The sequence below is a fragment of the Candidatus Colwellia aromaticivorans genome, from assembly GCF_003333305.1.
Taxonomy (GTDB): domain Bacteria; phylum Pseudomonadota; class Gammaproteobacteria; order Enterobacterales; family Alteromonadaceae; genus Colwellia; species Colwellia aromaticivorans.
Genome location: NZ_QOLD01000003.1, coordinates 90,414 through 103,759, shown reverse-complemented (window position 1 = coordinate 103,759; position 13,346 = coordinate 90,414). Strand labels below are relative to the sequence as shown.

At 36.7% G+C, this 13,346-nt stretch carries 11 protein-coding genes and 5 tRNA genes; 5 read left to right on the top strand and 11 right to left on the bottom strand.

Annotated features, from left to right (window positions below; translation table 11 throughout):
- Window positions 1-236: 236 nt before the first annotated feature.
- The 4 genes from DWA31_RS00500 to DWA31_RS00480 all read left to right on the top strand — a co-directional run bounded on the left by DWA31_RS00500 (window position 237) and on the right by DWA31_RS00480 (window position 3,939).
- Complete coding sequence (locus DWA31_RS00500) at window positions 237-974, top strand: DUF599 domain-containing protein (RefSeq protein WP_114324719.1); 738 nt, start codon at window positions 237-239, stop codon at window positions 972-974.
- Entirely contained in the window at window positions 974-1,471 is a 498-nt protein-coding gene (locus tag DWA31_RS00495; RefSeq protein ID WP_114324718.1) for a DUF2919 family protein, read from the top strand. The genes DWA31_RS00500 and DWA31_RS00495 overlap by 1 nt, the downstream gene beginning before the upstream one ends.
- Window positions 1,472-1,834: 363 nt before the next feature.
- The gene (gene dnaQ / locus DWA31_RS00485; RefSeq protein ID WP_114324717.1) at window positions 1,835-2,605 is read left to right on the top strand and encodes a DNA polymerase III subunit epsilon; all 771 of its coding nucleotides are present in this window, start codon (window positions 1,835-1,837) and stop codon (window positions 2,603-2,605) included.
- Complete coding sequence (locus DWA31_RS00480; protein WP_114324716.1) at window positions 2,602-3,939, top strand: TIGR03503 family protein; 1,338 nt, start codon at window positions 2,602-2,604, stop codon at window positions 3,937-3,939. The genes dnaQ and DWA31_RS00480 overlap by 4 nt, the downstream gene beginning before the upstream one ends.
- Before the next feature lie 222 nt (window positions 3,940-4,161).
- On the opposite strand, the gene DWA31_RS00475 is transcribed toward DWA31_RS00480, so the two are convergent.
- From DWA31_RS00475 to lolB, 11 genes are all read right to left on the bottom strand, one after another.
- Window positions 4,162-4,246 (bottom strand) — tRNA-Leu (locus DWA31_RS00475).
- 27 nt (window positions 4,247-4,273) lie between these two features.
- Window positions 4,274-4,348 (bottom strand) — tRNA-Gln (locus DWA31_RS00470).
- 54 nt (window positions 4,349-4,402) lie between these two features.
- Window positions 4,403-4,477 (bottom strand) — tRNA-Gln (locus tag DWA31_RS00465).
- Window positions 4,478-4,523: 46 nt separating this feature from the next.
- A tRNA-Leu gene (locus DWA31_RS00460) sits at window positions 4,524-4,608 on the bottom strand.
- A 65-nt stretch (window positions 4,609-4,673) separates the two neighbouring features.
- Window positions 4,674-4,750, bottom strand: a tRNA-Met gene (locus DWA31_RS00455).
- Window positions 4,751-5,397: 647 nt separating this feature from the next.
- Window positions 5,398-6,489 (bottom strand): redox-regulated ATPase YchF, encoded by a 1,092-nt coding sequence (gene ychF, locus DWA31_RS00450; RefSeq protein WP_114324715.1) that lies wholly within the window; start codon window positions 6,487-6,489, stop codon window positions 5,398-5,400.
- Window positions 6,490-6,582: 93 nt separating this feature from the next.
- On the bottom strand, window positions 6,583-7,167 hold the full coding sequence (gene pth, locus DWA31_RS00445) for an aminoacyl-tRNA hydrolase (RefSeq protein WP_114324714.1): 585 nt from the start codon (window positions 7,165-7,167) through the stop codon (window positions 6,583-6,585).
- Between the two features lie 313 nt (window positions 7,168-7,480).
- Window positions 7,481-8,113 carry a 50S ribosomal protein L25/general stress protein Ctc gene (locus DWA31_RS00440; RefSeq protein WP_210725513.1) on the bottom strand — a complete coding sequence of 211 codons (633 nt, stop codon included), beginning with the start codon at window positions 8,111-8,113 and terminating at the stop codon, window positions 7,481-7,483.
- A gap of 251 nt (window positions 8,114-8,364) precedes the next feature.
- On the bottom strand, window positions 8,365-9,312 hold the full coding sequence (locus tag DWA31_RS00435) for a ribose-phosphate pyrophosphokinase (RefSeq protein ID WP_114324730.1): 948 nt from the start codon (window positions 9,310-9,312) through the stop codon (window positions 8,365-8,367).
- Between the two features lie 164 nt (window positions 9,313-9,476).
- Entirely contained in the window at window positions 9,477-10,427 is a 951-nt protein-coding gene (ispE, locus tag DWA31_RS00430; RefSeq protein WP_210725516.1) for a 4-(cytidine 5'-diphospho)-2-C-methyl-D-erythritol kinase, read from the bottom strand.
- Between the two features lie 22 nt (window positions 10,428-10,449).
- Window positions 10,450-11,097, bottom strand: coding sequence for a lipoprotein insertase outer membrane protein LolB (gene lolB, locus DWA31_RS00425; protein ID WP_114324711.1), 648 nt, complete (start codon window positions 11,095-11,097; stop codon window positions 10,450-10,452).
- Window positions 11,098-11,637: 540 nt separating this feature from the next.
- Between lolB and hemA the strand changes: the two genes are divergently transcribed.
- Window positions 11,638-12,906 (top strand): glutamyl-tRNA reductase, encoded by a 1,269-nt coding sequence (gene hemA / locus DWA31_RS00420; protein WP_114324710.1) that lies wholly within the window; start codon window positions 11,638-11,640, stop codon window positions 12,904-12,906.
- Window positions 12,907-13,346: the final 440 nt, after the last annotated feature.

Below are 13,346 nucleotides of genomic sequence, written 5' to 3'. Positions count from 1 at the left end.
TATAGTATTCTTCATAACAAGGACTCTTTATAATATTTTTTGTGTGGTAACAAATATATTACCCCACATCTTAGGTGTGGGGGAGTCCAATTATCTTATTAGAGAATGCAGGAGCATATTCTCCTGAACACCATTATCTTCAATCAATGCCTTGCCTCTAAGCCTTTTAATTCTCGCTGAAACGAGCATTTCGAGGTAACATGAGTATATATGCATATTTTCTACTGGGTTTTTAAATGCCATTATCTTTTATTGATCTCATCGCTTTATCGGCTTTTTTTCTATCATGGTCAGGGTATACTTGGTTTGCTCGTAAAAAAGCTAAAACTACCGATTGTTTGGCTCGAAGTTTAAACCAACATCGAATTCATTGGATGTATGAGACTATTACCCGAGATGTTAGAGTTGGTGAGGCGGCGTTATTAGCTAACTTAGAGCGAAATATCGCTTTTTTTGCTTCAAGTACTTTATTAATATTAGCGGGTATATTGACGCTGTTTGCGCAAATAGACACATTAGAAAGTGTTATATTCTCAATGCCTTATGCTGATCATGTTAGTCATTCTTCTATTCAGATTAAGTTAAGTTTATTAGCTTTTATTTTTGTCCTATCATTTTTTCAATTTACTTGGTCTATGCGTCAGTATGGCTTTGTTAATGTGATGGTGGGCGCTGCACCTATAGATACATCTGGCTTGAATGACAACCTCAAAGCTTATGCTAAACAAATTGCAATAGTACAAGATCAAGCAGCACATTCTTATAATTATGGGCTTCGTTCCTATTATTTTGCTTTAGCGGCTATTTGTTGGTTTTTTCATCCTTTTTTGTTTGTTTTAATGAGCGTTTGGGTGGTTTATACCTTATATATACGTGAATTTAATTCTAAATCTGTTAAAGCTATTATTGCGGGACAGGAGTATTTACGGTTAGAACGCGATGCTAAAGACAAAGCTACAGTTAAGTTAGTTTAGTGAGTCAGAGTTCCAAAAAGTATCAGCAATATTCGGTACAAGATTTTGATAACTATGATTGCCTCAAGTTGTCAAAAAGGTTTTACCTTGTATTGTTGTTTGTGTTGCGTGGTTATCTTGTTTGGTTGATGTCGGTAACGAATATGCGCGATAGAGTAAGTGTTATCTCGTGGATATACCCTGAAACCTCATTGTTTTATTTAAGTTTAATATCAGGTGCGGTTGGTTTATTTGTTGTGCTAATTATCAGTTTACGACGGCCTGAAGCGGCAAACTGGGTTAAAATTAGTTGGCAACATAGTCGAAAAATTTTAATCGCAGCATTATTGTTTGATTTATTAACTCATGGCATGGGCTTTTTTTATTGGCAATTAATTTCAGTAGAATGGCTTATTATGCAAGCTATATTAACGATTACCTTAATTATTTTATGCTATAACAGTGAACGGTTTACAATAAATTTAACAGAGTTTCCACAGAAAATACCAGAAAAATAATGATATACCCGTTACCATTCAAAGTGCAGGATTTCAGTGGGAATTAAAATGACTTTAGGCAAGAGAAATAATTTACGCATAGTCATTCTATGCGTTGATTATTTAACACCGTATATACTCATGTTACCTCGAAATACTCTGAAATAGACATTTTGAAGTATCATGAGTATAAAGTCATTTTAAACCCATCGAAGAAGCGCTTGAGCAACATCACTTCATCGTTACTGTGACTTATAATAGAATAACTATTATTTCATCATAGCGCCTTGAATTGAAATCGCTCAAGCACTCTGAAACATACATCTTGATTGGTAACGGGTATCGATTGAATTTTTTATATATAAACGTTAAAGGTTACAAACAGTGAATGTAAATAATAGTCAAGACAACGGCCCACAAGAACAACGATTGATTATTCTTGATACGGAAACAACTGGCATTAATCCCAGAGATGGACATAGAATTGTTGAAATTGGTTGTGTTGAAATGATTAATCGTCAATTAACGGGTCGAAACTATCATGTATACATCAAACCACTTGATCAACGTGGTCAAGTATTGCAAATGGATCAAGAGGTAATCAATATTCATGGTTTAACTAATGCGTTTCTAGATGATAAACCTACGTTTCCACAAGTCATTGATGACTTTATTGATTTTATCCGTGGTGCTGAATTAGTTATTCATAATGCCAAGTTTGATGTTGGCTTTATGAATCATGAATTTTCATTATTCAACTTTGCAAATAGCGCTAATAACAAAGTACTAATGACGGAAGATATTTGTACTATTACCGATACTTTAAAGACATCAAAGGATGAGTTTGGCTCACCAAAAACATTAGATTATTTAGCGCGTTTTTATAAAGTAGATAAACTAATAGATCGTACTTATCATGGTGCATTGATTGATGCACAGCTACTTGCTTTCGTTTATATTGAAATGACACGTAAGCAGTCAACATTTAATTTATCGGTTGGAGATAATAATAGCGAAGATGCTAATGCTATTAGACGCTTAAGTAATAATCGAGTAAAGCTAAAGGTTATTGATGCTTCTGCCGATGAAGTAGAAGCACACAAAGAAAGGTTATTGGTTGTTAAGCAAAAAGGGGGAGAGCCACTTTGGAAATGAAGAAGTTATTTATATTTTGTTTTGTTACGTTATTGAGCTTAGTTAACACTGAAACCATTGCTACTCAAGAGTTTACCCAAGAGCCAACAACGTTCACTGAACAGGTGAAGTCAATACAGAAAAGTAATGTAAAATATTACCAAAGTGACAATAAAACAAATCAAATCCCCTATTTTGATAATCGTTTCCGTATAGATGCAAAACTTGATGAAATCACTTTGTTGTTTTATCGAAATAGGGGTAGTCGACCTATAATTTTAGTGCGCCCAGATGGTAGTAAATTAAGGGTGGATAACGTTGATAAGAGTAAAGTGCAGTGGCATGATGACAGCACCTTTGATCTGATCAGAATTGAAAAACCTATGCCAGGGCCATGGCAAGCTATTGGTGATATTATGCCAGAAAGCCAAATTATGGTGATGTCTGATGTTAAAATAGAGGTAGAGCCTTTACCCGAAGTTGTCTTGTCAGGTGAAACCATAAAAGTGGTTGGTAAACTTTATAATGGCGATGAGCCTATCAATACGCCTCATTTTCGTAATGTAGTAAAGTTGGATGTTCATTTTTATAGTACTAATAATACTGATTACGAAAACTTTGGTGCCTCAGCACTTAAATTAACATCATTTCGAGATGACGGTCATAATTTGGACGAATATGCTGCAGATGGTCTATTCACAGGTGAATTTCGCTTAGATTTTGCCGCAGGTGAATGGCAACCAGTATTTTTGATTAAATTACCTATGGCTAGCCGTGAGTTACGTCAAAAGCCTCTTGTATTACACAAATCGCCAATAACCATTGCTGTCGAAACGTCTGAAAACGAAAATAATCCACACAGTATGACATTATCGATCAATCCTACCTATGTTGACCCCAACAGTTTAGTTTTCCAAGGTAAAATTACTTTTCCAGACAAACAAATTGAGCCCTTTTCCATTATGGATGATCAGCAAGGTGATACACGTATCAAAGATATTGAAAATACAGAATCTGGCATTTATCGTATTAATGTTAGTGCGTTTGGCAAAACTACATCAGGTCGAGAGTTTCGTCTAACGGTTCCTGAGTTTAGTTTTAATGTTAAACCTAGCGATGATGAGTATTTGATGATTACAACCGATGAGAATGGTGTTGAACAAACGGTTAGTATTGATAGAGAACAAAAGTTATTAGCAGATAGAGAAGCTGAGTTAGCACAAGCAAAAATAGTGCGACAACAAGCTGAAGAAGAAAAAGAGATGCAAACTATGATTATGATAGCAGCCGGAAATGGCGGAATCATCGTTATTGCTTTAGTGCTGTTTTTTGTAATGCGTAAGAAGAAAAAATAAAGCGATAAATTAACCGTCAAACTATGCTTGTAATATGTTTTTGTATGGTTGGATTTTATTGAAATGGTGCGGGTCAAGAGACTTGAACTCTCACATCTTGCGATACTGGAACCTACTATTCCTAACATAAGCAGCGCGTCTAGCAATTCCGCCAATGTTTAGTTTGTACTATTTGAGTTTTATTGAAATGGTATGAATCAATATATTTGAACTTTATCGAAATGGTGCGGGTCAAGAGACTTGAACTCTCACATCTTGCGATACTGGAACCTAAATCCAGCGCGTCTACCAATTCCGCCAAACCCGCATTTTGATTTTTACTTAGAATAGAAGATGGCAGGGATAAGAGGATTTGAACCTCTGAATGACGGGATCAAAACCCGCTGCCTTACCGCTTGGCTATATCCCTACAGGGGAGTAATTACATTGAGCTTTTTTTTATTCGAGATGAATACTAAAAAGATGGCAGGGATAAGAGGATTTGAACCTCTGAATGACGGGATCAAAACCCGCTGCCTTACCGCTTGGCTATATCCCTGCAATGTTCTTACTTTTTACAATTGACAACAAGTTGCCTTTTAAAATGGTACGGGTCAAGAGACTTGAACTCTCACATCTTGCGATACCGGAACCTAAATCCGGCGCGTCTACCAATTCCGCCAAACCCGCATTACATTCAAGTTTTTAAAGAGTCTTGAACTCTTTTTACTTAAATGAAAACATCGAAGTAAAAATGGTGGCTACACCGGGACTCGAACCTGGGACCCCATCATTATGAGTGATGTGCTCTAACCAACTGAGCTATGTAGCCTTACCAACCTGCTCTGTAGCAAGTGGCGCGTATTATGCAAATCTACTTGCCGTTCGTCAACCGTTTTCTTCTAAATAAATGCACTTTTTTCTTGTTTGCTTATTGTCTGCTCAATTTGATGCTTTCCCATGCTAATTCAACTCTATTTTTATTAAAATTTGTGTTTAATGTATTCACTTTTAAATGCTCATCAATTGTTTGTGGCTTGCTAAAGAATAAGTATATACCCGCTCCACTTGAAGATGCTCGTTTCAGGAAGACTGAGTAATTCATAATCAAGGCACATTTTTTTATTAAGGGTTATTCAGGAGAATATGCTCCTGCATTCTCTAATAAGCTACATCCATGTAGCGTCCTTAAAAAGAAATGTAACGCAGAGTATGATTTTCTCAGCCTTCCCCAAAGGGCTGGTTTATAAACGCTTTATGCTACGTTATTGATTTTGAGAAGGGAGTAACCATTCTATTCAATCAATGCCTTGCCTAAAAACGTTTATAATTCCAGCTGAATCATGCATCTTCAAGTGGAACGGGTATAGAGGGGAGCTAAATAGATTTTATTATGTATGAAACAAAAAAACGCACCTTATTGGGTGCGTTTTTAATATCGGTAATTAATCACATTATTGTGTAAAGCTAAAAGCTAAGCTATACATTAAAGCGGAAGTGAATAACATCGCCATCTTTCACGCGGTAGTCTTTACCCTCTAAGCGCCACTTGCCAGCTTCTTTAGCACCGGACTCACCATTAAATTCAATAAAATCGTCATAACTAATTATTTCGGCACGAATGAAACCTTTCTCAAAGTCAGTATGAATAACACCTGCTGCTTGAGGTGCTGTAGCATTTTGTTTTACTGTCCATGCGCGTACTTCTTTAACGCCTGCCGTAAAATAAGTTTGTAAGTGCAGTAAGGAATAACCAGCATTTATAACACGATTTAGGCCCGGCTCTTCTAACCCCATTTCAGCCATAAACTCAATACGGTCTTCATCATCCATTTCAGATAGTTCACTTTCAATTTCAGCGCACACTGCAACAACGATAGCACCTTCTGCATCAGCTATTTCTTGTACTTGGTCAAGGTAAGGATTGTCTTGAAAACCATCATCATTGACATTCGCTATATACATCGTTGGTTTAAGTGTTAAAAAGTTTAAGTAATCGATAGCAGCTTTTTCTTCTTTAGATAATTCTAAAGAACGTACCATGTGACCTTCTTCAACATGCTTTAATATTTTCTCTAATACAGGCATCTCAAATTTAGCATCTTTATCTCCGCCTTTAGCTTTCTTAGCTAAACGAAAAATTGCACGTTCTGCTGTGTCCATATCAGATAAGGCTAATTCAGTATTGATTACTTCAATATCATCAATAGGGCTGACTTTATTAGCAACATGAATAATATTGTCATTATCAAAGCAGCGAACTACGTGACCAATAGCATCAGTTTCACGAATATTGGCTAAAAATTTATTACCTAAACCTTCACCTTTTGATGCGCCAGCAACAAGGCCTGCAATATCGACAAACTCCATTGTTGTTGCTAATACACGCTCTGGGTTTACTATTTTAGTTAATTTATCTAAGCGAGGATCAGGTACGGGTACTACGCCAGTATTTGGCTCAATAGTACAAAACGGGAAGTTTGCCGCATCAATACCTGCTTTGGTGAGTGCGTTAAATAGTGTTGATTTACCTACATTGGGTAAACCAACGATGCCACATTTAAATCCCATAATATTTACCTGTCTTTGTTAATTTTAAAATTGTGAATGAGTGTTGTTGGATAATATCCAACAGACTACTTATATATTGCGGCTTTCGCTATATTAGATGCCTTTAAAGGCATGTAAGCGTTGTTGCGCACTTTTAAAGCCATCGATTTGCCAAAGTTCAAAACAGCGAGTGGCTTCATCAATGGCCTGTTCAATTAATGATTGTTCGTTTTGTGATGCTTTACCCAATACATGGCCAGTAACTTTGTCTCGGTGACCTGGGTGCCCGATACCAATGCGTAAACGATAAAAATCTCTATTGTTTGCCATACGAGCAATAATATCTTTTAAACCATTGTGTCCACCATGACCACCACCTTGTTTTATTTTTACTGAGCCGGGTAGCATGTCTAATTCGTCGTGAGCAATTAAAATATTATCAACATTAATGCGGAAAAAATTAGCTAAAGGAGCAACTGCTTGACCACTTCGGTTCATAAAGGTAGTTGGGATCAATAGGTGAACAAGTTCATTGCCTATAAGACCTTTACCATAGAGACCGGAGTATTTTTTTTCGGGGCGAAGAGATATATTATTGCGCTGTGCTAGTTCTTCTACAAACCAAACACCGGCATTGTGACGTGTTTTTATATATTCGGGGCCAGGATTTCCTAGCCCCGCAATCAACTTAATAGTCATATTAATACCAATTCTATTAAATTTATTCCCAACTCAGAGCTATATTAGCGAGCTTAGAACAAACAAAATTTGTTAAACATAGTTATTCTATATTTCATTAATTTTGTGCTGTTATCAGTTTGCTAATAAGCTCCCGAAGGGCGAGCTTGAAAGGCTTACATGCTACGTTGTTGATTTTGCAAAGGGAATAACCATTCACTTCAATCAACGCCTTGCCTCTAAGCCTTTTAATTCTCGCTGAGTGGTAAATAACTTAATAGACTTGGTATATCAATTCATCTTTAAGTTAAATAGCTAACTGAATAAAGTTTGATTATTCAGCAGCTGGAGCTTCTTCTTCAGGAGCAGCGGCTTCATCTTCATCATCTTTTTGTACTTTAGCAACATTAGCAGTAACAACTGCTTGGTCATGGCTTTCACCTTTTGCTAACTCGTCAGAAGTTACGCCTTTAGGCAATGTAACGTCTGATAAATGTATTGTTTGACCAATTTCTAAATCAACTAAATCAACTTCGATGAACTCAGGTAAATCTTTTGGTAAACAGCTAACGGCAATTTCTGTTACATGGTGAGCAATAGTTGCGCCAGCTTTTGCAAGGTTCTCTTCGTTGATGAAGTGAACAGGAACATTAGCATGTAAAGCATGTTTTGCATCAATACGTAAGAAATCCATATGCATTACCACTTGCTTGAACGGATGGCGTTGCATGTCTTTGATTAAACATTCAACTGGCTTGCCAGCAATGTTTAACGTTAGTACGTGTGAGTAAAAAGCTTCTTCTTGTTGAGCACGGAAAACATTTTTGTGCTCTAAAGTTAAAGATACCGGCTCTTGGCCTTCGCCGTAAAGGATAGCAGGAACTTTATTCGCGTGACGTAGGCGGCGGCTCGCACCTTTCCCTAAATCTGTACGTAGTTCTGCATCCAAAGTAAATAAATCAGTCATGATGTATACTCTTATATTATATAAGTAAAATTAAATCTTGTTTTTTGCGACCAAAAACAAGGATATATCTTTATTTATCTATTTAGGTTACTAATAAAAGAAGCCATGTTAGATAAAAAAGGCGCGGAATAATAACACTACAGATAGTCTAAAGCTATCGATTATTACCTATCCGTGATAAAAACAGTCAATAAAAAAGCCGATATTAAATACTTAATATCGGCTTTAAAGAATTTGATGTTAGTTAATGATTAACTATCAAACATAGCTGAAATTGATTCTTCGTTACATACTCGTCGAATGGCTTCACTAAGCATGCCACTTAAGGTTAGCACACGTACCATTTTAAGCTTTTTGATTTCTGACGATAATGGAATTGAATCCGTTACTACCAATTCATCAATTACTGAAGTTCTCAGGTTTTCAGCAGCGTTACCCGATAATACTGGGTGAGTAGCATAAGCAATAACACGTTTTGCACCATGTTTTTTTAATGCTTCTGCCGCTTTTGCTAATGTGCCGCCAGTATCGATCATATCATCAACAATAATACAGTCACGACCTTCTACATCACCAATAATATGCATTACTTGGGCAACATTGGCTTTAGGACGACGTTTATCAATAATAGCTAGATCGGCATCATTTAATAATTTTGCTACTGCACGAGCACGTACAACACCACCAATGTCAGGAGATACTACAACCGGATTATCCAATTCACGGTTTTTCATATCTTCTAATAAAATAGGTGTGCCAAAAGCATTGTCAACAGGAACGTCGAAGAAGCCTTGAATTTGTTCTGCGTGTAAATCAACCGTTAATACTCGGTCAACACCCACACTTGATAAGAAATCAGCAACTACCTTTGCTGTAATAGGTACACGCGCACTACGTACACGTCTGTCTTGGCGAGCATAACCAAAATAAGGAATAACCGCAGTAATTCTCCCTGCTGATGCACGACGAAATGCGTCGATCATCACAATGAGTTCCATTAAGTTGTTATTGGTTGGTGCACAGGTTGATTGAATGATAAAAACATCGCTACCGCGAACATTTTCATGTATTTCAAAACTTATTTCACCATCACTAAAACTGCCAATCTTGGCTTCGCCCAACGTAATGTATAAGCGACTTGCAATTTGTTTGGCCAGTTCAGGGGTGGCATTACCCGCAAAAATCTTCATGTCAGGCACAGTCAGTTCCTCAGAAACTTTTGACATTAAAATATACCCCTTGTTTATCGTTGTGTTAATAAACACTGAGCTGTATATAGCTAAAATCAATACTATTTGTAACGACTGATTTCAGCAAAAGTAGTTTAACTTTCTTATTTATACCCGCTCTACTTCCAGCTGAATCATGTATCTTCAAGTGGAACGGGTATAGCTAAGTCTTCAATAACAGGTAAGAGCGATGACTTATTTAATCCTTTAGCGATAAATGAATTTATCCCTTTAGGAAGCTTAACTTGTAGATCATATGCCGCTTGTTTACTGGCAAAACATGAAAATATACATGCTCCAGTACCTGTCATTCTAGAAGGCGCATATTCTATCAACCAAGCGAGTAAGTTGGCAACCTTATCGTAATGTTTTATTACCATGGTTTGGCAATCATTATGATATTTGCCATTATTTAGTCGATAATCATTAAATAAATCGTCATCACGGTAATAGTTATTAAAGTCGTTATGGATTAATTTTGCCGTGGCTCTAGGTAAGTCTGGAGAAGTGAATACACTGGCTGTTGAAATACTACAGTGAGGTTTACTCACTAAATACCAACATTCTTCTGGCTGAACAGGCGATAACTTCTCACCCACTCCTTGAGCAAAAGCAGCAAAGCCATGAACAAATATGGGGACATCAGCACCTAAGCTTAAGCCTAGATCTGCCAGTTGTTTAGCTGAAAACCCACACTGCCAAAGAGTATTAAGGGCAACTAATATTGTTGCGGCATTTGAAGAGCCCCCTCCTAAGCCGCCACCCATAGGAAGTATTTTGTTAATACTTATTCTTGCACCTAAAAGTATTTTTTTACTATGAGTTTTTTGAAATACTTTTTCTTGTAATAATTTAGCCGCCTTAACAATTAAATTATCTTCGTTATTAACACCGTCCATGGGTGTTAGTAATGTTATGTCTGAATTTGTCGTTACTGTTATTTCAATGGTGTCACTGTAATCAAGAAATTGAAATAAGGTTTCTAATTCATGATAGCCATCATTACGTTGCCCAACGACATGAAGAAATAAGTTTAACTTAGCGGGAGCAGGGAATTTATACTGTTTATTTAGGTATGTGTTCATCATTGTATTATTTTAAGATCAATTAGTATGTTAAAGACCACTTTTTAATGGCAATTTTAATTAATAAACCATCTTTTTTTATGGTGAATTGCGTTGCCATTTGTACACCATCAAATACTTGATACTTATTGTAGTCTACTTGCCATTGAATATTATCGAACAAGCTTGTTAGGCTAACAGGTAACTGGGTTTTAGGCGAGAATTTTACTTGATCGCTCGCTTGGTAAGGTAGCCCTTTTAGCCAAAAAGTTAAGGCTTTTGTGGGTAGGGTTAGCCCGGTCAGAGAATGCACTAATTGGGGTAAGTTATTAGCCCGATATTCTTTACCATCCACTTTAATTAGGTGATTATTATGTTCTGACGCTAAATGAAGTACGTTTATCCCCAAGTAGCTTGTTAAATTCAGCTCTTGGGTTTGATTATTTTCATTCACTCGCCATGCAATTGTCGCACTCTCTCGTTTGCTTGTTTGATCTTTTTGTTGCTCTATAAAGGCTATTTTTCCACGAAGATACCATTGATTGATTTTCGTTAGCTGTGTAGTTCTTTGTACAACACTTTGTTGAATAATTACCGTTGGTGAGTCATTGCTTGGTTTTGTTGTACAGCCTGACAAAATAGCACTAGATAGTGTCAATAAGAAAAATAAATAAGATGAATGCTTAGCCATTTAATGGGTACTGAACATTTGAAAGTGAAGATATTTGAACATAGCCAAGGGTTCAATTCAATACACTTGTTTTCTTTCAGGGCTTTAAATTGGCAGTAGTATTTTGTAAAATGACGAATTAAGGTTAAAAAACCCTATTCTTTTTGGTGATTTTTATCATAGATCATGTTTTAACGTGTAATCCTGAGTAATAATAGGATTGTTAACGTATAATCTAAACGTTAGCTTTAATTTGAAGTTGGTATATACCCAAGTGACTTCAAAATGCAGAATTCAGCTGGAATTAGAAACGTCTTTAGGCAAGGCATTGATTGAAGAGAATGGTTACTCCCTTATCAAAATCAATAACGCAGCATAGAACGTTTCTAAACCAGCCCTGCGGGGATGACTGAGTAAAACATGCTCATCGTTACATCTGTTTTTAATGGAACAACCATTAATAAAAAGATGCGCCTTGATCATGATTTGCTCAGGAATCCTGAAACTCGAATTTTGAAGTCACTTGGGTATACATTTGTTTTTATCAATAGGTTTATTATATTGTCAATCGTTGCTGTAGGAATTAACCACAAAACTGCGCCTGTTGCGGTCAGAGAAAAGATATCCTTTAATCCGGATAGACTGTCGAGTGCCTTGCAAGAAATGCTGTCAGCGGTGCAGTGCCGTGAAGTCGCAATTTTATCTACCTGTAATCGAACTGAACTCTATCTTATCCAAGATGGTGATATAAAGTTAACGCAAGAACGCTTAGTGCAATGGTTAGAAAGTTACCATAATATCCCTGCTTCTATTATTTTACCTAGTTTATATTGGCATCAAGATCAACAAGCCGTTAATCACATGATGCGTGTTGCTTGTGGGTTAGACTCCTTAGTTTTAGGCGAACCGCAAATTTTAGGGCAAATGAAACAAGCGTATAGCCAAGCTAAAGCTGCCGGTTCTATGGCATTAGTCATGGACCGATTATTTCAGCGTACTTTTGGTGCCGCTAAACAAGTTCGTACGGAAACAGAAATTGGCGCAAGCGCCGTATCGGTTGCTTTTGCTAGTGTTAATTTAGCCAAACATATTTTTGCTAGCCTTGATAACGTAAAAGTTTTACTTGTTGGTGCAGGTGAAACCATTGAACTGGTTGCTAAACATTTATATGAAAATAAAGTGGGTAAAATTACTGTTGCCAATCGTACTCTTGATCGCGCTGAAAAAATGGCTAAACAGATTGGCGCTGATGTTATTACTTTAGCGCAAATTCCTGATCATATGGCCAAAGCTGATATTGTCATAAGCTCAACAGGTTCTACTTTGCCTATTATTGGTAAAGGTATGGTAGAACAAGCGCTTAGTAAACGTCGACACCAACCTATTTTTATGGTTGATTTAGCTGTCCCTCGTGATATTGAAGAGCAAGTGGGCGATTTAGAAGATGTATTTTTGTATACTGTTGATGATTTGCAGAGTATTATCGCGCAAAATTTAGATAATCGTCGTAAAGCGGCGGTTGAAGCTGAAAGTATTGTAAATAACCAGTCAGACAGCTTTATGTCATGGCTGCGCGGTTTAAATACCCAAGATACAGTGGTTAATTATCGCAAACAGTGTTTACAAGAACGAGATCAACTACTTGAAAAAGCTTTATTGCAATTAAAAAATGGTAAAAATTCAGAAGCCATTATCGGTGAGTTAGCAACTAAGTTAACAAATAAATTTATGCATGCTCCAACGAGCGCATTACAATCAGCCGCCCAAGGCGGTGAGTTAGACAAATTAATTTATCTGCGTGATATTTTTAATATTGATGATTCCAAATAGCATATATACCCAAGTCACTTCAAAATGCGAGTTTCAGGATACCTGAGCTGATCATGATCAAGGCGCATCTTTTTATTAAGGGTTGTTCAGGAGAATATGCTCCTGCATTCTCTAATAAGCTACTTCCATATAGCGTCCTTAAAAACAGATGTAACGATGAGCATGTTTTGCTCAGGAATCCCCGTAGGGCTGGTTTAGAAGCGTTTTATACTGCGTTATTGATTTTGAGAAGGGAACAACCATTCCCTTCAAACAATGCCTTGCCTAAAAACGTTTCTAATTCCAGCTGAATCCTGCATTTTGAAGTAACATGGGTATAAAATCCCCGTGATAATTTTACATTGAAACAAGCATATTCATGCGAAACAGGTATATATTCATTTAAGATTTTTCTTCCCCATTACGTCATCTCTTAATTTACTGTGATAGAATAGCGCCAA